The organism is Pelagicoccus sp. SDUM812002, from assembly GCF_031127835.1.
Lineage (GTDB): Bacteria > Verrucomicrobiota > Verrucomicrobiia > Opitutales > Opitutaceae > Pelagicoccus.
Genome location: NZ_JARXHX010000021.1, coordinates 23,353 through 50,235 on the forward strand (window position 1 = coordinate 23,353; position 26,883 = coordinate 50,235).

22 protein-coding genes are annotated in these 26,883 nt (G+C 55.3%); 10 read left to right on the top strand and 12 right to left on the bottom strand.

The annotated features are described in order from the left end of the window. Positions 1–65: 65 nt before the first annotated feature. From QEH53_RS20495 to QEH53_RS20505, 3 genes are all read left to right on the top strand, one after another. A complete protein-coding gene (locus QEH53_RS20495; protein WP_309025088.1) occupies positions 66–1,199 on the top strand; it encodes an ATP-binding protein in 1,134 nt (377 codons plus the stop codon). A gap of 162 nt (positions 1,200–1,361) precedes the next feature. Next, positions 1,362–1,724 (top strand): Hpt domain-containing protein, encoded by a 363-nt coding sequence (locus QEH53_RS20500; protein WP_309025089.1) that lies wholly within the window; start codon positions 1,362–1,364, stop codon positions 1,722–1,724. 71 nt (positions 1,725–1,795) lie between these two features. Further along, positions 1,796–2,872, top strand: coding sequence for a M48 family metallopeptidase (locus tag QEH53_RS20505; protein WP_309025090.1), 1,077 nt, complete (start codon positions 1,796–1,798; stop codon positions 2,870–2,872). 43 nt (positions 2,873–2,915) lie between these two features. On the opposite strand, the gene QEH53_RS20510 is transcribed toward QEH53_RS20505, so the two are convergent. Continuing rightward, positions 2,916–3,809 carry a DMT family transporter gene (locus QEH53_RS20510; protein ID WP_309025091.1) on the bottom strand — a complete coding sequence of 298 codons (894 nt, stop codon included), beginning with the start codon at positions 3,807–3,809 and terminating at the stop codon, positions 2,916–2,918. A gap of 172 nt (positions 3,810–3,981) precedes the next feature. On the opposite strand from QEH53_RS20510, the gene QEH53_RS20515 reads away from it, so the two are divergent. From QEH53_RS20515 to QEH53_RS20535, 5 genes are all read left to right on the top strand, one after another. Beyond that, the gene (locus tag QEH53_RS20515) at positions 3,982–5,067 is read left to right on the top strand and encodes a ligase-associated DNA damage response exonuclease (protein ID WP_309025092.1); all 1,086 of its coding nucleotides are present in this window, start codon (positions 3,982–3,984) and stop codon (positions 5,065–5,067) included. Further along, on the top strand, positions 5,064–6,680 hold the full coding sequence (locus QEH53_RS20520; protein ID WP_309025093.1) for an ATP-dependent DNA ligase: 1,617 nt from the start codon (positions 5,064–5,066) through the stop codon (positions 6,678–6,680). Before QEH53_RS20515 ends, QEH53_RS20520 begins: the two co-directional genes overlap by 4 nt. Then, the gene (locus tag QEH53_RS20525; protein ID WP_309025094.1) at positions 6,658–9,117 is read left to right on the top strand and encodes a ligase-associated DNA damage response DEXH box helicase; all 2,460 of its coding nucleotides are present in this window, start codon (positions 6,658–6,660) and stop codon (positions 9,115–9,117) included. Before QEH53_RS20520 ends, QEH53_RS20525 begins: the two co-directional genes overlap by 23 nt. Next, on the top strand, positions 9,114–9,773 hold the full coding sequence (pdeM, locus tag QEH53_RS20530; protein WP_309025095.1) for a ligase-associated DNA damage response endonuclease PdeM: 660 nt from the start codon (positions 9,114–9,116) through the stop codon (positions 9,771–9,773). Before QEH53_RS20525 ends, pdeM begins: the two co-directional genes overlap by 4 nt. 271 nt (positions 9,774–10,044) lie before the next feature. After that, positions 10,045–11,154, top strand: coding sequence for an endo-1,4-beta-xylanase (locus QEH53_RS20535; protein WP_309025096.1), 1,110 nt, complete (start codon positions 10,045–10,047; stop codon positions 11,152–11,154). Positions 11,155–11,271: 117 nt separating this feature from the next. On the opposite strand, the gene QEH53_RS20540 is transcribed toward QEH53_RS20535, so the two are convergent. Genes QEH53_RS20540 through QEH53_RS20550 form a run of 3 tightly spaced genes read right to left on the bottom strand, consistent with a single transcriptional unit; the run spans position 11,272 to position 14,632 of the window. Beyond that, entirely contained in the window at positions 11,272–12,756 is a 1,485-nt protein-coding gene (locus QEH53_RS20540; protein WP_309025097.1) for a hypothetical protein, read from the bottom strand. Next, complete coding sequence (locus tag QEH53_RS20545) at positions 12,753–13,772, bottom strand: c-type cytochrome (RefSeq protein WP_309025098.1); 1,020 nt, start codon at positions 13,770–13,772, stop codon at positions 12,753–12,755. The genes QEH53_RS20540 and QEH53_RS20545 overlap by 4 nt, the downstream gene beginning before the upstream one ends. After that, positions 13,757–14,632, bottom strand: coding sequence for a sugar phosphate isomerase/epimerase family protein (locus tag QEH53_RS20550; RefSeq protein ID WP_309025099.1), 876 nt, complete (start codon positions 14,630–14,632; stop codon positions 13,757–13,759). Before QEH53_RS20550 ends, QEH53_RS20545 begins: the two co-directional genes overlap by 16 nt. Positions 14,633–14,909: 277 nt before the next feature. Between QEH53_RS20550 and QEH53_RS20555 the strand changes: the two genes are divergently transcribed. Continuing rightward, entirely contained in the window at positions 14,910–15,116 is a 207-nt protein-coding gene (locus tag QEH53_RS20555) for a hypothetical protein (RefSeq protein WP_309025100.1), read from the top strand. A 150-nt stretch (positions 15,117–15,266) separates the two neighbouring features. On the opposite strand, the gene QEH53_RS20560 is transcribed toward QEH53_RS20555, so the two are convergent. The 6 genes from QEH53_RS20560 to QEH53_RS20585 all read right to left on the bottom strand — a co-directional run bounded on the left by QEH53_RS20560 (position 15,267) and on the right by QEH53_RS20585 (position 22,987). After that, on the bottom strand, positions 15,267–16,157 hold the full coding sequence (locus tag QEH53_RS20560) for a hypothetical protein (protein ID WP_309025101.1): 891 nt from the start codon (positions 16,155–16,157) through the stop codon (positions 15,267–15,269). 43 nt (positions 16,158–16,200) lie between these two features. After that, entirely contained in the window at positions 16,201–17,817 is a 1,617-nt protein-coding gene (locus tag QEH53_RS20565; RefSeq protein ID WP_309025102.1) for a hypothetical protein, read from the bottom strand. 14 nt (positions 17,818–17,831) lie between these two features. Further along, positions 17,832–18,503, bottom strand: coding sequence for an isochorismatase family cysteine hydrolase (locus tag QEH53_RS20570; RefSeq protein ID WP_309025103.1), 672 nt, complete (start codon positions 18,501–18,503; stop codon positions 17,832–17,834). Continuing rightward, positions 18,500–19,918 (bottom strand): AtzE family amidohydrolase, encoded by a 1,419-nt coding sequence (locus tag QEH53_RS20575; RefSeq protein WP_309025104.1) that lies wholly within the window; start codon positions 19,916–19,918, stop codon positions 18,500–18,502. Before QEH53_RS20575 ends, QEH53_RS20570 begins: the two co-directional genes overlap by 4 nt. After that, positions 19,915–20,466 carry an AtzH-like domain-containing protein gene (locus tag QEH53_RS20580; RefSeq protein ID WP_309025105.1) on the bottom strand — a complete coding sequence of 184 codons (552 nt, stop codon included), beginning with the start codon at positions 20,464–20,466 and terminating at the stop codon, positions 19,915–19,917. Before QEH53_RS20580 ends, QEH53_RS20575 begins: the two co-directional genes overlap by 4 nt. Before the next feature lie 100 nt (positions 20,467–20,566). Beyond that, the gene (locus tag QEH53_RS20585) at positions 20,567–22,987 is read right to left on the bottom strand and encodes a TonB-dependent receptor (RefSeq protein WP_309025106.1); all 2,421 of its coding nucleotides are present in this window, start codon (positions 22,985–22,987) and stop codon (positions 20,567–20,569) included. Between the two features lie 157 nt (positions 22,988–23,144). Between QEH53_RS20585 and QEH53_RS20590 the strand changes: the two genes are divergently transcribed. Beyond that, the gene (locus QEH53_RS20590) at positions 23,145–23,870 is read left to right on the top strand and encodes a GntR family transcriptional regulator (protein WP_309025139.1); all 726 of its coding nucleotides are present in this window, start codon (positions 23,145–23,147) and stop codon (positions 23,868–23,870) included. A 40-nt stretch (positions 23,871–23,910) separates the two neighbouring features. On the opposite strand, the gene QEH53_RS20595 is transcribed toward QEH53_RS20590, so the two are convergent. Next, the gene (locus QEH53_RS20595; protein WP_309025107.1) at positions 23,911–25,656 is read right to left on the bottom strand and encodes an ABC transporter ATP-binding protein; all 1,746 of its coding nucleotides are present in this window, start codon (positions 25,654–25,656) and stop codon (positions 23,911–23,913) included. Positions 25,657–25,838: 182 nt separating this feature from the next. Continuing rightward, on the bottom strand, positions 25,839–26,882 hold the full coding sequence (locus tag QEH53_RS20600; RefSeq protein ID WP_309025108.1) for an ABC transporter permease: 1,044 nt from the start codon (positions 26,880–26,882) through the stop codon (positions 25,839–25,841). Between the last annotated feature and the right edge of the window lies 1 nt (position 26,883).

Sequence of the window (26,883 nt, forward strand, 5' to 3'; positions counted from 1 at the left end):
AAAGAACTCAAAACTTGAGGTCCCATTTGAGAGCTTTTGTTCGCGGGGTCTCCCTTTACGAAGAGATGGAATATCCTAAGACAGTTCGAATATTGCTCGTAGAAGACAGCCGTGACCATGCTGTGTTCTTCCAGGCTGCGCTCGGCAAAGCCTTCGAGCACGCGCATGAGGTCAAGGTGGTTTCATCCTTGTCGGCCTGCTTCGACGAGCTACCGCTCGCACGCTATGACCTGGTCGTTCTCGATCTTGGATTGCCCGAGAGCCAAGGGCTGGATACCGTTGAAACGTTTTTCCGTGTTTTGGGTCCGTCGAATCCTGTTATCGTCCTGACCGCTAACTCTAATGAAGGGCTGGGCGAGCAATCCTTGAGAATGGGGGCTATCGACTTTTTGACCAAGGGAGAGTTCGGGGCGGATCAATTGGCTCGCGCCGTGCGCTACGGCTTGGAGCGTTGGAGACAACGTATGGAGCTCGAGGAAGCGCAGAGAAACCTCAAGAGCTTTGCTCACGTTGCGGCGCACGACTTGAAGTCGCCGATCAAGTCTATAGGACTATACGCGACGTTGCTCAAACAGAAGGCGCGAGCTCGACAGGTGGAGGAAGAGGAGCTCGAATTCTTGGCTTACATCGAGTCTTTCACGGACCAAGCGGAAAAGTTGGTCGATAGCCTTCTTCACTTCAGCGTACTCGGCGATAAATCTTTGACCCTCGGTACGGTAGACGTTTCCGGTCTCGCTCGGCAGGCAGTCTCTAATTTGAGCGCACTCGTGCACGAGCGAAATGCGACCGTTCACATAGGTCAGCTTCACGAAGTGCAAGCGGACGAAGGCCTCCTCATCCACGTGCTGCAAAACTTGATAGCGAACGCGATAAAGTATCATGGCGAGCGGGCGCCGGTCATCAGGATTTCAGCAGTTGAGTCCGCCGAGTGTACTGAGATCTCGGTAGAGGACAACGGACGAGGGATCGACCCTAAGTACTTCGAACGGATCTTCGAGCCATTCAAGCGATTGGTTGGGCAAGGCCAGTCGGAGGGTGTCGGACTGGGACTAGCTATTTGCCAACGAGTGGTATCTTCCCATGGAGGCAGGATTTGGGTCGAATCTGAACTAGAGGCTGGATCTACGTTCAAGTTTACGCTCCCTCGGATGGATTCGGCGGCTGTCTCCGCGCGTCTGATCCAAGAAGCGATGGTTTAGCTTTGCAGGATTCTCAGTACTCGAATCCTCAACGAATGAGGCGATTCAGCCAAATCGGTTTAGGCAAAATGTAAGAATGTTTGCCTTTGCCTCAAATATGCAGCCTTCGCGTCGATGAGAGGGGCAAGCCCAGCATTCAAATCAATTTATCAAGTTCGTCTTATGTCAGACCAATCGAGCGACTCTATCACCCTTTTCGACTCGAAGAATCTCGAGTCACGGCTCATGGGAGACGGAGAGCTCGTCTCCCAAGTTCTCGAAGCCTGTGTGCCGGATATTAACGCAAACTTCCGGGATTTCGCGTTAGCGATAGAAGCGGGAGAAATCGGATTGGCGACCCTGCGTATCCACGCCATGAAAGGAGCTTCTCAGAATGCGGACCTTTCAGCTGTATCAAACCTGACCTTTCGCATCGAAAAGTCCCTGAGGGGAGGCGACTCAAAATTCGCTCTCGATAGCGTCGATCTCCTTGCGAATATGGTTAGCCAGACCATTGGAGAGATTCGAAGCTACCTCGACAATTAGTATGACGGCGAGCCCTCCGTAATGGAGTTGATAAGGTCCGCTCGACCGCTAGGCTGCAAGTCTTCCAACTCATGCCTAGATTCAGACTTATCACTGCCCTCGCCCTCAGCCTCAGCTTTTTGCTTCTCAGCGGTTGTGACTCGACTTCGTCGGCTGAACGAAAGGCGGAGCGAGCCCGCCAAGAGGCCGAGCAAGCACGTATGCGAGCAGCGTTCCTAGGGCGGGTTCACGATGCCGAGTCGTCGGTTTGGCAGATACTGCATCCACTCATCGAGAAAGCGGCCAACTACCGCTCGGAGGAAACGCATGGATACATCGGGGCCGCTTTCGTGACGGAGGCTTTTTATAGCGAGGCGCTCATAGAGGAGGCGCGTGCGGAAGGCTTTGGACCATGGGTTACCGTGCTCACCGTATTTCCCGACTCGCCCGCCGAAAGCGCAGGCTTGAGGGCGGGAGATCGTTTGCTCTCGTTAAATGGAGACAAGGTTCCGCAAGGGGCTCGCTCCGCGATCTTTGCGGCGAGGCAAGTCAAGCGTCGTTTAGAGCCAGGTGGTCCCAACCAATTGGAGGTGCAGCGGGGTGATGAAGTCATCCAACTGGAAGTGACTCCCGTTGAAGGCGCCTACTATGGCGTGATAGTGGTAGCCTCGAACGCAGTGGACCTTGAGGTAGACGGGGACGTGATCTGGATAGGCTTGTCTCTGGTAGAAGGAATCAAGCGAGACGAGGATCTCGCTTATCTTTGCGCCTACGCTCTCGCCAAGAACGTGATGCGCCACTCCAAGCAAAAGGGGAAAAATGCGATGCTAGGCCAGCTGCTTGATGTAGCCGCTGCGGCGAGCGGAGTGAACACAGGCGGTATCTTCGGTGGCATGGGTGGCAACGCTTATTCGCACGCCTTCGAGGTCGAGGCGGACTTGATCGCTCTCTATTTGCTAGCTTCAGCCGATTACGAAATTCAAGGGTATCCAGAGTTCTGGGACAAAGTACTGCGAAGCAGGAGCCGCAAAGGCGAACTGACCGCGAAGGAGTTCGAGCGAGTGGAAACGGCCGGGAAAGTGATCGCCGCGATCGAAGCTAAACGGGAAGCTGGCGAAGCCATCTATCCAGAAGCCTACCTGCAAGGCGACGTGAGCGAGATCGAGTAGTCAGGCGTCGCGCGAACTCGCGGGCACTAGTGGAGACCTGTCGTCAACCATTGGCTTGTTTCGCTCGTTCGGCCCTGCGAATCTTTGCCGCCTCGTGGATGACGATGACGGCGCCGCTCACGCAAAGGGCGGCGGCGAAGTAGAATGTCTTTGGAGGTGAATCGCTGAATATGAGCCAACCCAAGATGCCAGCGGAAACAAATTGATGCAGGTTGACCACTGCAAAGGTTTGAGCAGTAAAGTAACGCAGGCTATTGTTGAGGGTGACGTGTCCGAGGATGGTGGGGAGAATGGCCATGGCCAGCATCCATCTCGCTTCTTCCCAGGAGCCGATCCAGACTGAATCCAGGGTAGCGACAGAAAAGAGGAAACAGACCACGGAGGCTATGATGTATATCGGCACCATATAGAGCCAAATGGAGGGGAAGTCCTTGTTGATGCGGCCGAAGGCGAGGTAGGCAGCGAAGGTGATCATGGAGGCGAAGCACACGAAATTCCCCATCAAGTAGTCGGGGTTGATACTAAAAGCGTTCGCCGAAAGGATGGCCACTCCCACGAGCGCAACGGCTGTACCCAAAATCTCACGACGGGTTACTTTTTCTTTGATCAGGAAGAAGGCGAGCAGCGGCATGACGGCGGGCGTCAGATTGATAATCAAGGTCGCGTTAGCGATATAGGTCATGCGGGCGCCGGCTGCCCAAGACATCAAGTGTGCAGCTAGCAGAATCGATGGAATGAGGCAGCGTAGAAACAGGCGTGGCTGAACCTTGTTTCGATGAGTATGCCAGCTCTTGAGAAAAATGGGGAGCAGCAGGATGGAGGCAAACAGCAGGCGGTAGCTGCCGACTAGTGCTGGCGCCAAGCTACTAGACCGGATCAGTATGACCGAGGTTGAGCAGAAGAATACACCAGAGAGAAGCAGGAGGAAGCGAAGCATGGGAGGGGGCTTTCCTGCCACGAACGACAGGAGGTGTCACGACGGAAACGCATCTCCTCGTTTCGATGGGCTCAGCGCGTTTTCGTGGTGGCTAAGCTTCTACCGTGTTCGGTCGTCGCATTCAAAATGCATTCTATTACGAGCAGGGGCTAGTAAACTTTTTTCCCCTGTTTTGCCAGCGCACCAGAAGTTGGCGCGTTGCCTGAATACGAATAAGCATACCATGGTCATCGAGACGCGAAAAGAAGGACTATATTGCAAGGCGGGGGACTTTTACATCGATCCGGTTCGTCCGGTCGCGAGAGCAGTCGTGACGCATGCGCATTCGGATCACGCTCGCAGCGGGAACGAGATGTACTACGCTTCACCTCGGTCGGAAGCTCTGCTCCGCAAGCGTCTCGGCAACCAGATCGACTTTTATGCTTTGCCGTTTGGCGAACAGGTCCGCTTTGGAGATGCTGTGGTGAGTCTACATCCGGCGGGCCATGTCCTTGGTTCCGCTCAGGTCCGCGTGCAAGCGGAGGGCGAGGTATGGGTGGTATCGGGTGATTACAAAAGAGATGCGGATCCTACTTGCGAATCGTTTGAAGTCGTTCCGTGCGACACCTTCATAACCGAAGCGACCTTTGCCTTGCCGATTTATCATTGGCCCTCGATTGATGCGGTCGTTGAATCGATCCACGCATGGTGGATGGCAAATCGCATTAGAGGCCGCGCATCCGTGCTGTTTTGCTACTCGCTAGGGAAGGCGCAGAGGGTGCTTGGAGCGCTCCAAGACTTGGCAGATAGGCCGGTTTTGCTGCATGGCGCGGTCGCCCCGCTCACTCAAATTTACCGAGAAGAGGGTATTCAACTTGCTCCTACAGATTTAGCGGTGAATGACCGGACTCGCAGAGGCCAAGATTACTCCCAAGACTTGATCATCGCTCCTCCCGGGGCGAACGGGACACCGTGGATGCGCCGCTTCGGGAAATGCTCCTCTGCGTTTTGCTCTGGGTGGATGCAGGTACGGGGCAACCGTCGCCGAAGGGGGCATGACCGCGGATTCGTCTTGTCCGACCATGCCGATTGGGAGGGGCTCATTCGCACTATTAAAGAAACCGGGGCACGGCGCATTCTCGCTACGCACGGGCAGTCGGACATTCTGGTGCGCTACTTGCGCGAGCGTGGCTACGAGGCCGACGCCATTCGCTCCCGTTTTGACAGTGCGAGGCAGGAAGACGATGCGGAATCAAAGGAAGAAGGAGCTAAGACGTGAAGCGCTTCGTAGAGCTCTACGAGGCCTTGGATGCGACGACCTCCACCAACGCAAAAGTGGAGGCGATGCGCAGCTACTTTGCCACCGCGGATTCGGACGATGCTGCCTGGGCCATATATTTCCTTTCAGGTAAACGGATGAAGCGGCTCGTCAAGAGGGCTGACCTTAAGGAATGGTTAGTAGAAGTTTCTGGATACGAGCTCTGGATGGTCGAGGAGTGCTATGCTAGCGTGGGAGACTTTGCGGAAACCGTTTCGCTTCTCGTTCGGCACCAAGCGGCACCGAGGCCGGAGGCGATGGATCTATCGTTGAGCGGATGGGTGGAGCAGCGCTTGCAAGCTCTAGGCGACAACGACCCCGCGAAGCAGGCACAGATCGTCAAGGCATGGTGGACGGATCTGCCCGCTTCGATGTGCTTCATCGCGACTAAGTTGCTGACCGGCGGCTTGCGGGTCGGGGTGTCGCAACTTCTTCTCGCCAAGGCCATCGCTGCCTCGTCCGGTCTACCGCGTCCGGTGATCCTGCATCGATTGATGGGAAACTTCGTGCCTTCGGCGGAAACTTACGAGGCGCTAGTCGATCCAAATACGGCAGCGAGCGATGCGTCTCAGCCGTATCCATTTTTCCTGGCCTCACCGATCGAAAAGGATCCGGGGGATCTAGGGCTGCGAGGTGAGTGGATAGCGGAATGGAAGTGGGATGGAATCCGCGCTCAGGTTATCCGACGTGGCGGACGTAGCTACATCTGGTCGCGAGGAGAAGAACTGGTGACGGAACGATTTCCAGAGATCGAGGCAGCATGCGCCTCGTTGCCGGACGGTACGGTTCTCGATGGGGAGTTGCTCGCGTGGAAGGATGGGGTGTTGCCTTTTTCGCAGTTGCAGCGCCGACTCAATCGAAAAAAAGTATCCAAAAAGTTGATGTCGGAAGTGCCGATCCGACTTGTTTGCTACGACTGTATGGAAGCGGACGGGTTAGACCTTCGAGATCGGCCGCTTGTCGAGCGTCGCCAGCGATTGGAGTCGCTGGTGACTGATGCGGCGGATGCGAGCATTGGATTGTCGGAGATTGTAGCGACGGAGACTTGGGAAGAATTGGCGACGCTTCGCCAGTCGGCTAGGGAGCGCGGAGTGGAGGGCCTTATGCTCAAGCAAGCGGACTCAGTTTATGAAACAGGACGCAAGCGGGGAAGTTGGTGGAAGTGGAAGATCGACCCGTATACGGTGGACGCTGTCCTTATCTATGCTCAAGCGGGCAGTGGACGCCGGGCAACGCTCTTTACCGATTACACCTTCGCTGTTTGGTCGGGAAAGGATTTGCTGCCGCTGGCTAAGGCGTATTCAGGATTGACTGACAAGGAGATCGCTCGGCTAGACCGTTGGATTCGCGGAAATACAATCGAGCGCTTCGGTCCAGTGCGCTCTGTCAAAGCTGAGCATGTCTTTGAATTGGCGTTTGAAGGTATCAACGAGTCAAAGCGAAACAAGTCAGGAGTCGCAGTGCGGTTTCCTCGAATTTTACGCTGGCGAGAAGACAAGAGGCCTGAGGATGCGGATACGCTCGAACAGGTGCGCGAGCTACTGAGGCCGGATGCGGATACCAGCGGAAGTTAAGTCGTATTTCGCCCGCCGCTCTTGGAAAGTGGCAGCCTTCCAGAGGGAAGCTTGGCGCGCCTATCTTTCGGGAGAGTCGGTTCTGATAAACGCTCCCACGGGAACAGGCAAAACGCTCGCAGCTTGGATGGGGCCGGTGATCGAGGCCTTAGAATATCGGGAGGAATCAGCCCAACAAAAGCCCGATCCGATCACGGTGCTGTGGGTGACGCCCCTGCGTGCTCTGGCAGCGGATACGGTTCAGAGTTTGAGACAGGTGGTGGGCGAACTCGGTTTGAACTGGAGCGTTGAGCTGCGAACTGGCGATACGGCCGCGAGCGTGAAAGCCCGGCAGAAAAAGCGGCTTCCCACCTGCCTCGTCACTACACCCGAAAGTCTTTCCTTGGCCCTCAGCTATCGGGAAATGCAAGATCAGCTGGGTCAGCTCAAATGTATTTTTGTGGATGAATGGCATGAACTTCTGGCGAGCAAGCGTGGCGTACAGCTGGAGTTGTGCATGGCCCGGCTCAGGCGGCTTAATCCTGATCTCAGAACGTGGGCTCTGACGGCCACCATTGGCAACCTTGACGAGGCTTTGAGCTGTTTGGTGGGATCCGGTCACGGTAGGGTCATCAGGTCGAATGCGGTTAAGCGGTACCGTATCCATTCGATACTGCCAAAAACGATGGAGCGCTTTCCGTGGTCGGGACATATCGGTTTGACCTTATTGCCGCAGGTCGTGCAACAGATCGAAAAGGCAGAGACTACCCTTGTTTTCACCAATACACGTTCGCAAGCGGAGCTGTGGTTCGAAAAGCTCAAAGAGCGCCCAACGAAATGGACAGATAAAATCGCGCTGCATCATTCCTCGCTATCGAGGGAGACGCGGGACGAGGTCGAGGAGGGACTAAAGAACGGGGCCTTCAAATGCGTTGTCTGCACGTCATCCTTGGACTTGGGCGTGGACTTTCAGCCCGTCGAGCAGGTGATGCAAATCGGTAGTCCCAAGGGAGTTGCTCGTTTGCTGCAGCGAGCCGGCCGTAGTGGTCATCGGCCGGGGCAGCCGAGCGCTATTTATTGCGTGCCGACACATGCGTTGGAGTTGGCGGAGATCGCGGCGGCCCGAATCGCTTCCGAGGAAGGACAGCTCGAAAAGCGTATTCCGTTGAAACTGTCCTTGGATGTGTTGGCACAACATTGCGTGACCTTGTCATTAGCGGATGGCTTCGTGGCTGGCGAGGTCCTGGAGGAGGTTCGGTCCACAAGCGCTTTCAGCGAAATGACAGACCAGCAATGGCAGTGGACACTCGACTTCATGACGAGAGGCGGAACTGCCCTCAAAGCGTATCCACAATTCAATAAGGTTAAGGAGTCGGACGGAAAGTACAGGGCGGTCAGCCGGCAAGTCGCCCAGCGACACCGCATGACGATCGGCACCATCAGCAATGACGGATCGATGCGGCTTCAGTGGTTGAAGGGTGGATATATCGGGAGCGTCGAAGAATCCTTCATCGGCAAGTTGAAGAAAGGTGATAGCTTTTTGTTCGGGGGCCGAATCCTCGAGCTAGTATCGACGCGCGACATGACGGCCAGCGTACGCGTTTCCAAAAATCGTAAAAGGATCGTGCCTCGTTGGGCGGGGGGCAGGATTCCGCTTTCGACGCGTTTGGCCGAGACTCTAAGGCACCTGCTCTCAGCTGGAGCGGACGAGACGGTCTCTCCAGAAATGTTGGCTCTGAAGCCGCTGCTTGAGATTCAGCAATCGTGGTCTAAAATGCCGCTAGCAAAGGGACTGTTGGTGGAAAGGATAGTGACGCGGGAAGGGCACCACTCGTTTTTCTATCCTTTTGCGGGCAGGTTTGCTCACGAGGGCTTAGGAAATTTGGTAGCTTTGCGGTTGAGCCGCTTGTACGAGACCACCTTTCATGTCTCAGCGAACGACTACGGATTCGAACTCTTGTCGCGTCAAGAGGTTGAATTAACTGCGGATGGTATTCGCGAGTTGCTCTCTCCGACGAACTGGAGGGAGGACTTGCTGTCAGGAATCAACGAGGCGGAATTGAGCAAACGCCGCTTCCGCGGTATCGCTCGCGTTTCTGGCTTGGTGTTCGCGGGCTATCCCGGAAAGGGAAAATCCGTAAAGCAACTACAGGTTTCTAGTTCGTTACTGTTCGAGGTTCTTAGGAAATACGATCCTGAGAACCTGCTGGTGGAGCAATCTCTGCGAGAGGTCTTGCTCGAGCAAATTGACCAGGCGCGGATCGAGGTTGCTCTGTCTGATGTGGAGAGCGGGGAAATCGAGATCGTGACTCCTGAGCGCTTAACTCCTTTGGCGTTTCCCCTTTGGGCGGAGCGAATTCGTTCCCAGACAGTCTCTTCTGAAACCTGGGAAACACGAGTGCGCGGCATGGCCGAGCGACTCAGCAAAATAGCCGAGGCAAAAGCACAGCGCGTATGAATGGATCCGATACAGCTGCGATATCCTTTGGTGGAGAAAATTTTATCGCCCTTCCGAAGGGCGCTCTCTGGTGGCCCGAGAGAGAGACGCTTTTTATCGCAGATACGCACTTTGGGAGAGATGCCGTGTTCAGGCGGGAGGGGCTGGCCATGCCGCATGGGAGCGACGAAGCCGATCTCGGCCGAATCGGTTTGATCGTGGCATCTACACGAGCCCGGCGGCTGGTGGTGCTGGGAGATTTCGTTCACGGGAGAATCGACGAGACCGAGCCCTTCGTAGCAATATTCAACAATTGGCGGTCTTGCTGCGGTGGCTTGGAACTGATCGTGACGGACGGAAATCATGATCGACACCAGGTGGATCGAACATTGTTCCCGAACGTGAATTGGGTCACGGAATGGAAGGAAGCCGGGATCTGTTTTAGGCATCATCCAGTCGAGAGCAGTGATCGCCCCGTAGTCTGCGGGCATATACATCCCACCTACCGCCTTTCCGATTCGCGCAAGAGCTCGGTGCGGGTACCCGTTTTTTGGATTCAGAAACGTCAGCTCGTGCTACCTGCTTTTTCTCGTTTGGCTGGTGGACAGGCAATCGCCCCGGATAGAGAAGACCGAATCGTGGCTGCGCTCGATGCGACGGCGGTGAGCATACGATGATGAGGGTGACGAAGAAACTGCTTGATTGCTTTAGTGTTTTCCAACTCGAAAGATCGTCTGCTCAGCCAAAAAATCTCACCTGCATGCAGAGCGTGTCAGGTATGTGATGGCTTTTTAACAGGCTTCTGTAAGTTGGCATCGACCTGTTCTTTCTCGTTACGAAGAGTCTCGTCTATTGAGAGGGTGGAAGTCGGCGATTCGATCGTTGTCAATTTTGAGGGGGAATTGTTGAGTCCTTTGCCTAATCTAACCCCCATAACGTATATACTCTATGAAGACAAATGGATGGAGAACTTTGTCCTTTTCGATTTCAATTTTCGCTGTCGCCTTATCGCTCAGTCATGAATCTCATGCTCAGTCTGGATCGGAGGAAGCCACTACTAAACTAAAGGATGTATCCAGTTTTCCAATCGGCTCCTCTATGAGTACCCGGCATTACCTGTGGCGGCCAGATTTGGCAGCTTTGCACGTGGAGCAATTTAACAGTGTGACGGCCGGAAATGCGATGAAGATGCATTTCGTGGCGAGGGAGCCCGGTGGGTACGATTTTGGACCTGCGGATCAGATGCTGGCATTTGCAGAGGAGAATGACCAGAGACTGTTCGGACATACTCTTATTTGGCATAGCGCTACCCCAGACTGGGTCGAGGACTTGTCTGAGGATCCGGAGGCTCTAGACGCGTTTATGAAGGATTACATCCACACCTATGTTGGACGATATAAGGGGAAGGTTGCGGGATGGGATGTGGTCAACGAAGCGATGAACACCTCGGGCCCTGGGTATCGGCAGTCTGTGTGGTACCGTGCCCTGGGAAAGGACTATATCGCTAAAGCGTTCACCTATGCGCACGAGGCGGATCCGGAGGCTGTGTTGTTCTACAACGATTTCAATATCGAGCGGGATATGGAAAAGTTGGATACAGCGTTGGAGATGATTTCGGATCTTACAAACCAAGGTGTGCCGATATCTGGCCTAGGATTCCAAATGCACCTTCGCATGGATATTCCTGACGAGACAATTGCCGAAGCCCTGCGCAAGGGAGCTGCGACGGGCTTGCAGATCCACCTGTCGGAGGTCGACATCATCTTCAATCGCCATGACGATACCCGCGGTGGTGGGGAGCAGATCTACTCGGAACTTACGGACGAGATGAGAGAACAGCAGGCGGAAAAGTATCGGAATTTGGTGTTGATGTACCGGCGAATCATTCCGGAGGAGCAACAATTTGGAATTACATTTTGGGGTTTCAGTGATGGGAGTACCTGGATACCTGGGTTCTTCGGAATGAAGGACTGGCCTTGTATTTTCGACGAAGAATTGAACCCGAAGCCTGCTTTCTATGGGTTCAAAGAAGGCTTGGAGGCATCGTTGAGCGAGTAGTCGGTCTTTGGTTGCAGACATCTCATTATATGAAAAGGCCCCGCTCGTGCTAGGCGAGGCTAGGGCAGTAGTTAGATTGGTATCTTGAAACGGCCGGGAGAGGGACGAACCCGGAGACTACGGCTTCAGCTTACGGATAGTGTAGCAGATCAGGCCGTGGGCTATTGGGGTGCCGTCTTCTGCTAACAGGGTATCGGCGAGGTTGAGCTCGACGATTCGATCCGGTTCGAGACCTGGGATCACGAGGACTGCTTCGTTGCCATTTATGGTAACGCTCTCGACGGGTAGTTCTCGATCGTCCATCTGAGGGCTGCCGTATTGGTGGTGCGATTTGTACCAATAGCTTTTCGCGGAGTAGTTGGCGAGCTGGCCGGCTGACTCTTGATCGAGCTGTTTGGTGAAAGTCAGTCGAAAGCCGTCTGGTTGGAGAGCGATCTTCTGCAGGTCGAAGGGCATCTCGCCGGTAAATGTGATGCGCTTGAGGCCTTCGGCGAGGTTTCCCCAGCCGCGGTAGGTCTGGCCGACGTATAGAGATTTTCCGTCGGGGCTGAATGCCAGGCGGTTGGTGCCGCCGCCGATACCGCCGTCGATGAACTTGACTACGGCTCCTTGCAGGACTCCGTCGACTTCTTCGATCATGCAGCGAAGGATGCGATCGCCGGCGATGTCGCCTACGAAGGCTTGTCCGGCGAACGGTCCGAAGCTGCCGCCGGTGGTGTCGAAGTGCGGCTCGCTCGGGGAGTTGCAGATGAATCCGTGCGGGAACTCGATGACAGCTCGAGTTCGGTCCTCTTGATACTGCTCGAAATCGTCGATATAGTACTGTAGTGGATTTACAGATACTGAAGCTGTAAATTCTTTGTCCCAAACTAGGCTGGACGGGTGTCCGTAGAAATTACCTTTTTCGACGTGATAGAGAGGGGATGTTCCCCGCCAGTCGCCTTGGTTATCCGTGGCAAAGATATGGCCTTGCTGGTCCATCGCGATACCGTTGGGCGCCCTGAATCCGCCAGCGATCGGTGTGCTGTTTCCCTCTGAATCGATATGAACGACCCATCCCTTCCAAGGTACAGCGGAGAAGTTGCGTCCAATGCGACCCATAGGCTCAAACGTTCCGCGGGTGTGCTCAAAAGTCGGGCCGTTGTGGGATGCGGTTCCGACTGCGACGTACCAGCCTCCTTCACCGTCGGGGACGAGAGCGTTGGTTTCGTGATAGTTTCCGCTAACGCCCCAGGAATCCGCCACGTTTTCGTAGCTGTCGGCGATGCCATCTCCATCGGTGTCGGAGATACGTGTAAGTTCCGGCATTTGGGATACGATGATTTCGTCCTTGGAGATGATTTGGATGCCGCAAGGATTATGCAGGCTATCGGTAGAGAACGCTCGCCAAGGGAAATCGGTTGGGTCTTCGGATGGCTGAGCCATGAGGATTCCGTGGCGGCGCAACGCAACCACAAGTTCCCCTTCGGGGGTGAAACCGAGTCCTCCCACTTCGGGAACGACGTAATGCGGAACCGCGATAGCTTCGATTTTATAGCTACCCGCAGAGAGTTGCGAAATTGCGGAGGCGAAAAGCCCGAGGATAAGGGTGAATGTCTTCATCGAACTTGTGTTCTAGGGGTGATGGTGAGGGTGAAGGCTTGGGCTTGCTTTGCCTTCAAGCGCAGGGTGCCTTTCCGGATTTTGCCCTGATCGCTACGGATTTCGAATTCCTCTCCGGAGGGCAGGGGAACTGTAAGCGGCTTATTCGCGTTTGTCCGGTAGGTGCATACGACTTCGCCCGCAGTTGATCCCGGTTCGATGAGCAGACTAACTTCCAGTTCTCCGCATTTGTATTCAAAACTTGGAACTCCTCGGACTTTCTTGTACCCTAGGAACTGTGGTGTTCCCTCGAAAAAAGGGGGACCATTGGTGATGAAGGAAGGTGGACCCATTACTTCCGCTTGGTAGGCAAAGCGTTTGCGTCCTCCGCCCTCGCCCGCTCCCCAGTAGTTGGTCATGTCGAGGAAAGGCCCGCTCCATGCGTAGAGTAGGCGGCACTCTGTGGAGTCGAAGCAGTACGACAGCGAGTTGCCAAAATTTACGGCGATGGCTCCCGGGACTCCCGGAACAACTGGATCTGTTTCCTCGGGATCGAAGGTACCGGTACTGGGGCTGTATTTCGGAGTGGCTTCTCCCCGGTCGTGGTGGGTGAATACGCTGTCTGGCAACCCCATGGTTGGCATGAAGGTACGCAGCAAGATCGGGCGATCGAGCGTTCCCTCGGGAAAGGGCGTGACGGTGGACTTTCCCTTTTGGTTAGGACCGACTAGGTTGGTCCCCATGATAGATCGGACGTGCTTGGCTACCGCATCGATTTCATCGTCTGAGAGGATGTTGGACCAAGCGGGCATCGCTTTTGCCGGTACGCCGTTTTCGATGACGGCTTTGATTTCAGGCAGCGAGCTTCCGTGCAGGATTTCTGGATCGGTCAGGTTGGGGCCAAGTAGACCGGCTCCGTCGCTCCCATGGCAGGAGGCGCAGTAACTGGCGAAAACCTTGTCTCCATTTGCTGGTGACAAGGAAGTTACGCTGAGACTGGCGAACATAAAAAGCGATTTGGTTAGGCTTCGGTCCATTGCTTTTTGATCTCTTTGAATGCCGCTTCCATTTCCGAGAGCTCCCAGTTTCCCTCTATGCCAATCGCTCCTTGGTAACCCGCTTTTTTCAGGACTCCCAGAAGAGGGCGAAAATCTTGGCCGCTGGTGCCTGGCACGCGTCGGCCTTCCAGCTCCGCGATTTCGACGTGATGAACGATATCGGCCGCTGCGGCGAGCTGTTCGGGCGTATCTCCTTCGGCCGCCATATGGTAAAAGTCGGCTACTCCTCGAATGTTTGGGTGGTCGGCGGCCCGCACCACTCGTTCGACTTCAGTGATATGGTTGATGAAATTGCATTCCTGGGTTCGTAGTTGCTCGACACTTACAGTGACTCCGCGAGCGGCAGCAAGAGGTCCCAGTCGTTTGAGCAGCGACACGAATTGCTCGATTGCCTTTTCATACTCGAATCCGTCGGGAATCCGTCTAGCGCCGGAGCTGCCGAAAGTGATGTTGGTGACGTTTGCGCGTTTAGCGCGGTCGAAGGCGATTTCGCAGTATTCGACTACTTCGTCGTGATTTGCCTCGGGCCCAGTGCAATGGAGGTGGTTAGCTCGGATGAAGCTATTGCAAGTGTAGATAGGAATGGGAGAGTGGGAAAGGGTTTCTAGCTTCTCTGCGAACTCTTCCTCCTTACTGAAGGGATCCAGAAAATCTGCTACGCTAAGGCCGACAAACTGTCCGCCCGCGGCGTGGATCTGCGGAGCGTTGCCCAAATTGGATTGTATTCCAACCTTGGGTAGTTGAACCGACTTGCCGAAGGCTTTCGAACTTAGGCAGAGTGAGCCGGTGAGAAGTAAGAACGAGCGGTTGAAGGCGCGTCGCGTCAGTGAATCTTGCATACGAGGTGTGGGGGTTGGAGCTCGAAGAATGGAATCATCAATGTCGACGCTCGAGCCGGGTTAATTTCGGAGGTTAGATATGAGCCAATCGAGGGGGTCCTCCGAGTTGTTAAACAGTTAACCCGTTCAATCGGAGGTTTCGCAATGAGAAAATACAGTCCTCTTCGTAACAAGAGCGGCCCAGGACGAGTTTAAAACGAGCGTCAAAAGGCGGTTTTCGGGAACGCATCACATCCACTTATGTCTTTCATCCGTATACTAATATAAAGGAGGGAAAATGGATACTAATCGCAAATACGAGGTACATCGATTCGATGAACCCGTCAAGCTAAGGTACCCGCTCGAGGATTGGATCGAGCAGCTGCTCAGTAAATACCCAGATGAGCTAGCTACGATCCGCCCGGAACGGGCCAGACAGCGTTCCGAGCGTTTGCACAAGATGCAACAAGGGCTCAGGGAACGTGCCAAGCGGCAGCTTTTTTAGAAGCTGTCCACGGTGCGTGGTGTTTAGGAAAAATCGCGGTTTTCGCTATCTTGACCGATAGCGGGATCCGCGGTTTTTCTCGTTGCAACTTCGGACGAGGTAGCAGTTTTCCAGGTATAGGGCAGCGGAAACGCTGCACTGCGGTGTACGCTACTGATTGACGATCAGTTCGGATAATTTCACTTCAAATAGCTGCTTCTGCTCGTTGGTGATGATGAGGGTTTCGTCATCGTCCCAGCAGATTGCTTCGCATTGCTTGGCGTAGAAGGTTTTGTAGTACGCTTTGCCGGCGAAGTAGTTGTCGCTACCCTCGGGCTTTTCAAAAACCCAACAGCTTGTGTAAGTGATAACTGCCAGCTTTCGGCCATCGGGCGACGCGTCGGCCCCAGTGGCTTGTCCGCGGAGATTGAAGGTGCTGACGAGGGTTAGCGGATTGCTCACGAATGCGTTTTGAGCGTCGAGTCGGTAAAGCTTTGTTTCGGGGGTGCTCCGGTTTTTGGATACGAGATAGTGTTTTCCGTTGGCGAAGAAGAGAGCTTCGCAGTCGAAGTCCATGCGGTCCGGATTTGGAAATTCGGTTTGGTCAGGATAGTGGAAGTCGATGCGTTGCCGTGCTCGCGTCTTCCACGTCTTGCGCGGATCCGGCTCGGGTATAACGTAAAGCGCGAGGTCGCGGCGAGCGTTGTCGTTGTTTCCGCAGGCGGCGATGACGAGGTTGCCTTGGTCGTCGGTAGAAATGTCTTCCCAATCGATATTGACTGCGTCGCCTATGGAGATGCCTTCGTAGGGCTGATGGTTCTCTCTGGCCCAATCAGTCTGCACGCTTTTTCCATCGCGAGTGATAGCGAAGATGCGAGCGGAGTCGCCGGAGTCGTTATGGGTCCAGTAGAGGTCCTCGAACTGGCGGCTTTTGACGAGTCCAGAAGACTCGTCGATATCCTTGTCCGTTATCGTGGCGTAAGGAGTTAGGGCGAGTTGGGCAGTTGCGTTGAACCCGACTGAGGCGAGGGTCAGGACAGCTAAAAGTTTGAGCAGGATCATTGTCTGCTCAGACTGCGTATTATTTATGCTGACACAAGCGCTTCTATCGGGAAGCGGCGAGTTCGGGTTCGACTTCAGCGTGTCCCTCTGACTCGGCAGCAAGTGCATCGTCCTCGGAGGTTGCAAAGCGAGCGCAGCCTGCGAGGAAGGCAGCCAGCAATACGTAAGCGACAGCCAGAGTTGGCGATTGAGCGATTCCGATGTGCTCTCCGTGCATAAATCCAAAAAAGGTGAATACGGCTCCAGCGGCGGCGAACAGGCTAGCCCTCCGAAATTGCTTTTCGATGATGAAAACCATGGTTGCTGAGAGAACGATTCCCGAGAGAACCGCTCCGCCTCCAAGGATCTCGAGGGCTTCGAGCATGACGCCTTCGCCTGCTAGCCTTTGACTGAGTTCGGGAGTGAGCTCTCCGGCCCCGGCTGCGGTGAGCGTGCTGCGAACCAAGCCAGATGCCCAGTGGGCGATGTGCGGCACTATGGCGAGGATGATGGCCGGAGCGTGTTTGCGAGGTGTTTCTTGGAAGGCCTGTGATCCGATCAGCATGCCGATGTAAAGTAGGATCGGCAAAATGGCTACAACTGGGATTGCCGCGAGCATGACCGAAGCGAATCCGAACCAGCAAAGGCCGATGACCATCACTCCGGTGGCAAACGAATAGCCACGCCGACCACCCATGGCTTTCCAGCCCGGATGTCCGATGTAGACGGCGAGCACGAATGGATTGCCCATGAGGCAGCCGACCATGCTGCAAACGCCGTCCGCCATGAGAACTTTTCGTGTGGGGAAATTATCGCCAGCGACGGAAGCGCTCTCAACGTTATCGATGGCTTCGATCAAATCGTAGAGACCGAAGGGAATGGCGGTCACGAGAAGGATGCCGAGGTATTCGAATCCGGAAAACGTGTGCCCTATAGCGGGTATGGGAATGCGGAATCCGAAGTTGGTGAAGGAGGAAACGAGGCCGTCGAGTGAAAGGCCTCCCCAATTGAGGTCGAATAGGTTTGAGGTCCAGGCCATGAAGGTACCGACTGCCAGAGCGATGCAACCGGCGGGGATTCCGCGAAAGTACCTCATGCCCCCAAACCAGCTGACCATGAGTATGGCGAAGCAGAGGATGCCAATGGTCGGCGTGAGGAACATCTGCAGGGCAGGACGCATGGATATGAAGGTTATGGATACACCGGCTAGTGTTCCGAGGAGGGCCGCACGAGGGGTGATCTTGCGCACCCATTGACCGACGAAACCGCCGAGAATGAGCACGATGCTTTGGATGAAAACCCAGGTTAATCCCGCTTCCCACGCTTTGATGGGGTCGCCGGTGGCCAATTTAATCGGTAACATAACCACGAATACGCAGATAAACATGTGCCCAACGCCAGGTCCAGAGGGTAGGGCGCAAACGTCGTCGCGGCCGGTTTGGATGGCGAGTTTGTGGGCGAGCCATGCGTAGTAGAAAGTCGACATGACCAGCATCAGGCCGAGAGCCGGTAAGATGCGCCCGAATACCAATTCGTCCGGCATCCCGATGACGAAGCGGAGTAACCCCGTCATGGTCAGGACATTGACGAGGATGTTGGTGCCGAAGCCGAAGAAGGCATTCCAATCACCCGGAATCCAGATCTTGGGACGGAAGGTTGTACTAGAGTGAGTCGTATTCATGTATTGGGCACGGTTTAGAGAAGCACTTCGAGAAGAGAATCAGAATCGGACACCCAACCGAATATACCGCCTTGGGCTTTGATCATGGCGAGGGCAGCATGGTGCATGGACGGGAAGTAGGACGCGGTGGCGTCGGAGAGGACGAGGCATTCAAATCCGCGGTCATTGGCCTCGCGCACGGTGGTATTGACGCAGACCTCGGTGGTCACTCCGGTAACGACGAGTTGTGAGATTCCGCGTGCTTTGAGCTGCGCTTCCAAGTCGGTGCGGGTGAAAGCGCCTTTACCTGGTTTGTCGATGATCGGCTCGTCGGAGAGCGGGTAGAGCTCGGGGATGATATCGTGCCCATTTTCGCCGCGGATCAGGATGCGGCCCATGGGGCCTAGATCGCCGATGCGGAGGGACGGGTTGCCGCGATTTCGTTTCGAAGGCGGCAAGTCGGAGAGGTTCGGCAGGTGTCCTTCGCGGGTGTGAAGAACGGGCAGTCCTGCTTCTCGCCAAGCGGCGAGTAGACGTCTGTTTGGTTCGATAACGGAGCGCAGGAGCGAAACGTCATTGCCCAATGTTTCGCCGAATCCTCCGGATTCGAGAAAGTCCCGCTGCATGTCGATGATGAGTAGGGCGCAGTTTTCGGGTTGAAGCGGAAAGTCGTAGGGCGAGGCTTTGACTGTAGTTGCTTTTGTCATACGTCGGCCGTCAGCTGTTGCTGGTTTGCTAGCGGAGCGGAACAGATGCCCGACTTTTCCAGCGCGTTAGCGACCTGAAGCAACTTTGCCTCGCTGTGAGGCGGGCCGATTAGCTGTACCGCACAAGGTAGCTCTCCAGGCAAGTGGACGGGAGCGGCAACGACGGGCAAGCCCACTAGGGAGACGGGTTGGGCGAAGAGTCCGATATTCGCTCGAAGTGGAATTTCTTCATCAGCGAAGGGAAAGGTCTCCTGTTCGAAGGCTGGTGCTCGGAGCGGGGTAGCGGGTGCGATGAGGACGTCAACATGGCGAAATATCTCTGCAAGCTGCTCTTTCCACCAAGCACGGAAGCGTTGAGCTTGCAGCGGCCAGGCGGCAGGGATCAAGGCTCCGGAAAAGAGGCGGTCGCGAATGAAGGGGTCGAAGTCTTGCGGGCATTTCTTGAGGTTGTCGAGGTGACGTTGGGCACTTTCGGCAGCAGTGATGAGATAGGCGGCGGTGCGGGCGAGCTCTGGTTGAGGGAGCTCGAGCTCGTTGTCGACGCCGAGGTCTCGGCAAACTGTATCCACGGCCTCGTGTATGAAGGCTTCACCACCCGTTGCGAAGTAGCCGCCGAGCTTGGCAATGCGTAGCGGTTCGATGCTGGTTTCGATGGATGCGGCGACGAGATCGGATTCGCGTTTCGAGCACGCAGCGTCGCGTCGGTCCGGTCCGCTTATGGCGTCGTAACTTAGGGCGAGGTCAAGCGGACTGCGAGCAAAGGGACCAATGGTGTCGAGACTGTCGACGAAAGCGAATGAACCCGCCCGGGAGAGAGCTCCGTAAGTGGGACGTAAACCCCAGATGCCGCAGAAGGATGAGGGGACGCGGATGGAGCCATTGGTGTCGGTGCCGAGCGTAATGCTGGCCAAGCCGCCAGCGATAGCGGAACCAGAGCCTCCGGAGGAACCGCCGGCTGAGCGGGTGGTATCGTGTGGATTGCGAGTGGGGCCGTCGTGTGGGTTGTTGGTGATGAAGTCGTAGGCGTACTCGCCCATATTCAGAGCTCCGAGACAGATGGCTCCTGACTTGCATAGCCGTTCGACTGCAGTGGCGTCGGTGCTAGCGGGCGGATTCTCGCGATTGATTTTGGACCCGGCGACGGTGATTTCGCCTTTCAAGTCGAAGAGGTTTTTGACGGAATAGGGCACACCTGCGAGCGGTCCTGGATCGCGGCCAGAGGCGACGATATCGTCGACGGCTTGGCTTTCTGAGAGAGCGCGTTCGCGCGTGACGAGGGTGTAGGCGTTCAGTTCGCCGTTTTTCGCGTCTATGCGATCGAGGAAGTGTTTCGTAACTTCGACTGCGCAAATGTCTCCACTACGAACGGCGGCGGCTATTTCGCTGGCGGTGGCCTTTTCGATTTCCGATCTCATGGTTGGAAAACGGGGGCGGGTTCGATGTGGTTGGGAAGTGGATACGCCATGAGCCCGCCCGCGAGGAAGGCGGTGGTTTCGAAGTGTTTTTGAATTGAGGGCAGGTTTTCGCCTTCTGGGATCAATCCGAGAGAAGCGAGATTGTCTCTGATCTTGGCATGCGGTTCGCTGGCGAGGGAGACATGGGCGGATACTATTTTCCAGTCGCCTTCGATTTTGACCCAAGTTTGGGACTGTCTTCCGGGGCGAGGTCCGTCGTCGTAGTTTGAGATGTATTCATACATTACTGACGCGAATGAATCGCCAAAGGTGGAGATCGAACGCTTGAGCTCCTGCCGCTGGTTGAAGTTGGGGATGCGGGCTTGGCGGAACGAGGCAATTTCCTCGTGTCCGTAGAGTTGTTCGGTCACTCCGAAACGGACTGCGTGCGGGGAGTTCCAGAAGAAGTTTTGCAGAGAGGCTACATCGTTGGAGAGGAGGGCCTGCTCGTAGGCTTCAAAAGCTGCAGTGACTTCGGAAAGGGTCTGGCAATCGTTATGGAAGGGCATTTCGGTAGGATTAGGAAAGCAGCAGGAAGGGGGCCATGAACGGAGCTCCCTCCCTGCTCCTTATTACTGATAGATCTTAACTCAGGCAAAGGGCGTTAGCTTACCACTTATAGGTTGCGGTGAGCTCGAATGTTGGGCCAACGCTGGGACTGACGAATGAGTCCCAGAACAGGAATTGGGGATTGTAGTACTTTTCGTCCAAGACGTTGTTGGCGTTGAGGCGGTAGGACCAGTTCTCGGTAGCGTAGAAGAGGGCGGCTCGGGTTACGAAGTAGGAGGGAAGCGTGACCTCCTGAGCATAGCCCGAGTAGAAGGAGGAAACGTAGGTACCGCCTACCGATCCGCCCCAACTTTTTGGGGAGGTATAGGTGGCGTTGAGCGAAAGCACCTTTTCCGGGGTGGGAGCTTCGATGGGAGCGGGCGCTCCGATGATGGCTCCGAGTCCAACGAACCGTCCGCCGTAGGTGAGAGCTGGGTCGAGACCGAGCGTCTCGATGGGGACGCCGAGGAAGAAAGGAGTGTTGAGTAACTCGGTCTTCTGGAAGGTAGCGGCTCCGGTGAAGCTGAGCGTCTTAGTGGGAGCGAAACGGGTTTCGATCTCGATACCGCTGGACTCGTAAAAGTCGAAGGCGCCGGATATGTTGTCGAAAGAGTTCTTCTCTTGCTCGTAGTAGGCGACAGTGGCGTAGAGGTGCTTTTCGAGGAAGGTACCTTTCATGCCGACCTCCGTGAGCTTGGAGTCTTGTATCCAAGTGCCTCCTCCAATGTTGGTGCGAGCGATCATGCCGCCTTGACCGAGTTCGAGGTAACTGGACTCAGCGTAGGTGGCGTAGGCGTTGAGATTTTCACCAAAGCGCTGCATAAGACTGAGGTTGTAAGTGAACGCCGATTCGGTGTCGGAGGCATCGTCGTAGACTGCGGAAGTGTCTGTTCCGTAGGTGTCTGCGTCGTACATATCGTAGCGTGCACTTGCGATGAAGCCGAAGCTACCGAACTTTCCGTCGATCAGTCCGAAGGCTCCAAAGTCGGAGAAATCGCCAATTTGTACCCAGTTATAGGGTACATTGCCAGAACCGGTGTGGGCACCTTCGAAACGGTCGTTGGCAGTGGCTGGTAGAGAAATGTCGCGACGATCTAGGACTTGGAAACCGCGTCCGCGGGACTCTCGCTCTTCACCGTCCGAGTAGCGGTAAGAAATTCCGAATACGTTATCAATGTAGGACTCGGAATCGAAGTACTTGGTCCAAGATAAGGTGGTTTTGTTTTCGAAGACCATGGCTTCGTAGTCGGCGGTGAATCCATAACTAGAATACTTGGTATGGTTCATCGAGTCATAGAAACTCTGGTTCTTCAAAGTGAACCCGTCGCCGATATCTTTGGTCAGGTCGAAGTAGAAAGTGTAGGTATCGGTTTGCGAGAAGTCGATCGCTTCAGCTTGAACGTTGTGGTGACTGAGCGAGCGCGCTCCGAGTGTGCTGGGATCGAGGGCGAATGCAGCTTTTTGTTCGTCCGTGAGAGCATCGTAGGGGAAGGGGCTGGCGAAGGCGAATTGCTCAAGGTCGTAGATTTCGATCTCAGCTGGAGAAAGCAATCCGTTGCCGTCGGCGTCCAGGTCGAGGGCGGCTTGTCCTCCGTAGTAGAGAGCACCTTCGGAATCGATGAGCTCTTGCGTGACACGGTTCCAGCCAAGGCTCTGGTTGAGATCCGCATCCTGTAGCATGAATCCGAACTCCATCATTGTGGTGTCGTTCAACTCTAGGTCGACAGCAAGCTGGGCGAGCATGCTCTTGTTGTAGATGTTGTCGTAATAGTGGTTGGAATCCTCGGCTTGGAGGAATAGATAGGCGCCGCCGTTTCTATCTCCCATCTTAAAGGGTATGCCTTTCTCGTAACTACCCATCAGCTTACCGTAATTTCCGACAGTGACGGATGCGACATTGGTAGGTGACTCGATGTATTTAGCTGTCTTGCTCTTAGCGGTCTTCGGAATGTAGTTGAGGATGCCGCCGACCTTTCCGCCGCCGTAGACGGGAGGAGCCGGGCCGCGCACGATCTCGACGTAATCGGTAGAAGCGATGGGGGTGGGGAAGTTTCCTCGATTTTCGATACGACGGAAGCCTCGGAAGAAATTGTCCGCCCTCTCGCCGCGAACGTCCAAAGCGCCCGCCACGCCGAAATAGTTGCCTGTGAAAGAGCCCGCTGTCACCGCGACGAAATCGTTGACGGTGCGGATTCCGAACAGGTCGGCAGTGGCACTCTCGACCTGCGTCAGTGAGCGAGGTGTTTCGATGAGCTCTCTGGGCGTTCCGAAACTAGTGGAAGATGGACGGGTGGGAAGCACCTCGTAGATGTCTGCTTCGGCAGCAGAAACGGTGAACGTCTCCAAGATGACGGGCTCGTCCACAGATTGAGCGTTGAGGAGGATCGCGCCTGTCAGTAAAGTGAGGAACGAGACGGTTTCTCGGGTTCCACAACGCCTGAAGGTGTGGATTACTGGGCCGGTAGGTTTGGCAGTTTTCATGGTTGGCAGCGTGATGATCAATTTTGATTGGAAGGTTGCGTGGCTCCAGATCTAGCATCGCTCGTGCCATTGTATACAATGATGTTATACAAGAATGGATCCACTGTTGTAGATAAGGATTGCGCCCTTCGAGAGAGGCTGACTCTATGTGCCTCACATGAAGGGTGTTGCAGTCGAGAACGGGGCAAGCGAGGCAGTGGGCGGGGGATCTAATTTATCCCACCGCATCGAGACACTTTTGCGGGAGCGGATTCTCAAGTGGTCCTATCCTCCGGGCCTTCATCTGGGCGAAATCGCTCTTTGCGCTGAATTTAAAGCAAGCCGCATCCCGGTTCGGGAAGCGCTGCGCATCCTAGCGGAGCAAGGCTTGGTGGATAAGGTGCCTAACCAAGGCTGTTTCGTTAAGCAGCCAGATGTGGAGGAAACGCAGCAGCTTTATGACATGCGTTTAGCGCTGGAACTATTCGTCGTGGAGTCGCTCGCAAGCGCGGGGAGCCTGTCCTTGGATTGGCTAAAAGAGCAGCGGGTTTATTGGGAGCCTTTGCTTGCGGTCAAGGCGGACGACACGGCGGATCGTGATGCGTTGGTCGACGCCGACACGCTTTTCCATTTCGGGCTAGCCGAAGCCCTGGGCAACCAGCCGATCTGCAACGCCCTTCGCGACATCAATGCTCGGCTTCGCTTCGTGCGTTTGGCAGCGATCACGAATGCTCACCGTATCCAAGAGACAGCGGGCGAACATTTAGCTGTTTTGGACGCTCTAGAAAAGAGGGACGCGGAGGCGGCTCGTCGCTCTCTCAGGCAGAATATCAACCACTCACGTAATAAGGTGGAACTCGCGATCGGTCGGGCCCTCATGTCGGTGCACAAAAAGCGCGGGTAGACGCTAGGTGGACCGGGACTCTCAGACGGAGCCACCTTTTCTAGCTGTTCTGCTGCTGGTCGTAGAGCGCTTTATAGAGCGGGCTTGTCTGGTAAAGTTCTTCGTGACTGCCACTCGCGGTGATTGCTCCGTCGTTGAATACGAGGATCTTGTTGGCGTTTTTGATCGTGGAAAAGCGGTGAGCGATGATCAGTACCGTTTTTCCGGATACAAGCTTGTCGAGTGCTAATTGGACCTTGGCTTCCGATTCGGAGTCGAGGGCAGAGGTGGCTTCGTCGAGGATTAGGATCGGGGCGTTACGGAGGAAGGCGCGGGCGATGGCGATGCGTTGCTTTTGGCCGCCGGAGAGACGGGCTCCGCGTTCGCCGACAAGCGTCTCGTAGCCGTCAGGGCAATTAGCCTCGTCGGAGATGAACTCGTGGGCGAAAGCTTGTCGGGCGGCTTCGCGGACTTCGGCGTCGGTAGCGTCCTGGCGCCCGAGGCGGATGTTCTCTAGAATGGTATCGTCGAAGAGGACGGGCTCTTGGGAAACGATGGCAATCTGGTCGCGCAGGTCGGTCAGCCGAAAGCGTCGCACGTCGTGCCCGTCGAGGAAAATGCCGCCGGAGGTGACGTCGTAGAAGCGGGGGACGAGGTTGGCAAAGGTAGATTTGCCGGCGCCAGACGGCCCGACCAAGGCACAGATATCGCCTTTTTGGATACGTGCGTTGGCAGACTTGAGGGCTGGCGTCTCGCCGTAGGAGAAGGAGACGTCCTTGAACTCGATATCGCCATCGACAGAAGTGATTTCGATCGGGTCGACGGGATCGTCGATATCGACCGGGGAGTCCAGTATTTCGGCGATGCGCTGGTACGAGGCCACGCCTTTGGATAGTTCAGACGCGAAGGTGCCGAGCTTCTTTACGGCTGTATAGGTAAGGTAAAGTGCGAGGAAGATGGAGGTGAAGACGCCGGCGGGAACGCCGTTGTAGTAGCCGATGATGAAGGCGATGGAAAGTCCGACGGAGGAGCAGACTTCGACGACGGGCCCGAGGCCGAATTGGTATTTGACGACTTTCATCTGGAAGATGAAAAGGTCAGCCAGGCGAGCGGCGAAGCGGGTGTTTTCGCGTTTTTGGAGGTTGAAGGCGCGGATCTCGCGGGCAGCGGTGAGGTTTTGGGCGAGGTTGTTAGTGAGGGAGCCGAGCTCCTGTTGCTGCTGGCGGGCTTTGTATTCTATCTTGTGGGTGAACTTTCGGATCGGGAAAATGACAATGGGCAGCGCGATCAGGCAGATGTAGATCTTATAGACACCTTCGTTTTGGGCAGCCACCCAGTAGAGGTAGCCGATTGCTCCCACAATCGTTGCGGGCTGGGTGATGACATTGCGCGCAATGAAGGTGAGGGTCACCTGCAGTACGGCGGTGTCGGCAGTGATACGGGATATGAGGTCACCGGTTTTGGAGCTTTGGAAATAAGCGAGAGGGAGGCGTTGAATGCGGTCGAATACCTTGGCGCGGAGGTCCCTGATGGCTGCGAGTCCAGCGTAGTTGAGCAGGTAGGCGCTGGAGAATACGCAGATGCCGAGGACCAGAAACAGGATGGGGAAGCTAGATGCGACGACGATGACCTGGGAGACGGAGAGGCTGCGGTCGTCAGAGAATATAAGAGTGAAGAGTCGCTCTACTCCAGTGGTCAGACCACCGCCAGTCACCAGACCACCAACAGAGCCTAAGGCCATGGCAAGGATGACGGACTTTTTGTGGTCGGAGAGGAGAGCGAGGAAGATCTTTAGGTCTTTGAGCACGTAGCAGGGGAAATTGTTGTCAGGAAAGTCGGATGGTTAACCACAAAAGATGCTGGAGGTACAGGGATAATAAGGGATTGGTTGTGTTGGACCTGATGAACGAGGCTTGGAGCCGAGGCATTCGGTTTTTGCGTTACCATCGGTCTAAGGGGATGCCTCGCGACGAAAGTCGCTACCTCCGGCTAGTCTTTGGAAGACTTGACGTCTAGGGCATCGCGGAGTCCGTCTCCGAGAAAGTTCATGGCGAAAAGGGTGAGCGAAAAGAAAAGGGAGGGGATTATGAGTAGCCAGGGATAGACCGTCATTTTGTCGGCACCCTCTTTAATCAGCGTTCCCCAGGAGGCGTTGGGTGGCTGAATGCCAAGGCCTAGGAAGCTCAGGGTGGACTCGAGCAGCATGACGGCGGGTATCAGAAGAGTGGCATATACGATGACGGGTCCGAGGGTGTTGGGAGCGAGGTGACGGAAGATGATAGTGAAAGGCCGAACGCCGATGGCTCGGGCGGCGTCGACGAATTCTTGGCTCTTGAGGTGGATGACTTGGCCTCGCACAATGCGGGCCATGGTGAGCCATTCGACGGCTCCGATCGCTATGAAGATTAGGAGAAGCTGGTGTTTTGAGGCTTCAAAAACTACCATCAGCAGAATGACGAAGATGAGGAATGGGATGGCGTAGAGCACGTCGACCACTCGCATCATACAGGCGTCGATTCTTCCGCCGATGTAACCTGAAACAGAACCGTAGACCACGCCGATGGTGAGGGAGACGAGAGTCGCTAGGAAACCAACTCCGAGGGAAACGCGTCCGCCTTGGAGGATGCGCGCGAATAGGTCGCGTCCGTGACTGTCTGTGCCTAAGAGGTGGATACGGTCGGAGCGACTAAAGTACATGCCGCTCAATTCAGTTTGCTGATCCGCCACTAGGCGCTCTAGGTCGCTTTCGCCATTTTCAGAGTAGAGTTCGACGAATTCCTTTTCGGTGATGAACTCGTCGAATTCCTCCTGCTCCGCGTCATAGCGGAGTTCGATACCTTTTGAAAGCGGCGGGTTTGCCCCAAAACTGAGCGATTGGTCAGTAGGTGAAATCGGATAGAGGAGAGGGAGCAAGTAGCAGAGCAAGACGATGAGCACAAAGTAGCCTAGGCTGAACATGGCGAGGCGATTGTCCTTCAACCGGTGCCATGCTTCGCTCCAAGGAGAAACCGCTTTGTTTTCGTTCGTATTCATT

Coding starts and splice junctions, on each gene's coding strand:
- QEH53_RS20495 (WP_309025088.1), top strand. CDS start 66: ATGGAATATCCTAAGACAGTTCGAATATTGCTCGTAGAAGACAGCCGT.
- QEH53_RS20500 (WP_309025089.1), top strand. CDS start 1,362: ATGTCAGACCAATCGAGCGACTCTATCACCCTTTTCGACTCGAAGAAT.
- QEH53_RS20505 (WP_309025090.1), top strand. CDS start 1,796: ATGCCTAGATTCAGACTTATCACTGCCCTCGCCCTCAGCCTCAGCTTT.
- QEH53_RS20510 (WP_309025091.1), bottom strand. CDS start 3,809: ATGCTTCGCTTCCTCCTGCTTCTCTCTGGTGTATTCTTCTGCTCAACC.
- QEH53_RS20525 (WP_309025094.1), top strand. CDS start 6,658: ATGCGGATACCAGCGGAAGTTAAGTCGTATTTCGCCCGCCGCTCTTGG.
- pdeM (WP_309025095.1), top strand. CDS start 9,114: ATGAATGGATCCGATACAGCTGCGATATCCTTTGGTGGAGAAAATTTT.
- QEH53_RS20535 (WP_309025096.1), top strand. CDS start 10,045: ATGAAGACAAATGGATGGAGAACTTTGTCCTTTTCGATTTCAATTTTC.
- QEH53_RS20540 (WP_309025097.1), bottom strand. CDS start 12,756: ATGAAGACATTCACCCTTATCCTCGGGCTTTTCGCCTCCGCAATTTCG.
- QEH53_RS20545 (WP_309025098.1), bottom strand. CDS start 13,772: ATGGACCGAAGCCTAACCAAATCGCTTTTTATGTTCGCCAGTCTCAGC.
- QEH53_RS20550 (WP_309025099.1), bottom strand. CDS start 14,632: ATGCAAGATTCACTGACGCGACGCGCCTTCAACCGCTCGTTCTTACTT.
- QEH53_RS20555 (WP_309025100.1), top strand. CDS start 14,910: ATGGATACTAATCGCAAATACGAGGTACATCGATTCGATGAACCCGTC.
- QEH53_RS20560 (WP_309025101.1), bottom strand. CDS start 16,157: ATGATCCTGCTCAAACTTTTAGCTGTCCTGACCCTCGCCTCAGTCGGG.
- QEH53_RS20565 (WP_309025102.1), bottom strand. CDS start 17,817: ATGAATACGACTCACTCTAGTACAACCTTCCGTCCCAAGATCTGGATT.
- QEH53_RS20570 (WP_309025103.1), bottom strand. CDS start 18,503: ATGACAAAAGCAACTACAGTCAAAGCCTCGCCCTACGACTTTCCGCTT.
- QEH53_RS20575 (WP_309025104.1), bottom strand. CDS start 19,918: ATGAGATCGGAAATCGAAAAGGCCACCGCCAGCGAAATAGCCGCCGCC.
- QEH53_RS20580 (WP_309025105.1), bottom strand. CDS start 20,466: ATGCCCTTCCATAACGATTGCCAGACCCTTTCCGAAGTCACTGCAGCT.
- QEH53_RS20585 (WP_309025106.1), bottom strand. CDS start 22,987: ATGAAAACTGCCAAACCTACCGGCCCAGTAATCCACACCTTCAGGCGT.
- QEH53_RS20590 (WP_309025139.1), top strand. CDS start 23,145: ATGAAGGGTGTTGCAGTCGAGAACGGGGCAAGCGAGGCAGTGGGCGGG.
- QEH53_RS20600 (WP_309025108.1), bottom strand. CDS start 26,882: ATGAATACGAACGAAAACAAAGCGGTTTCTCCTTGGAGCGAAGCATGG.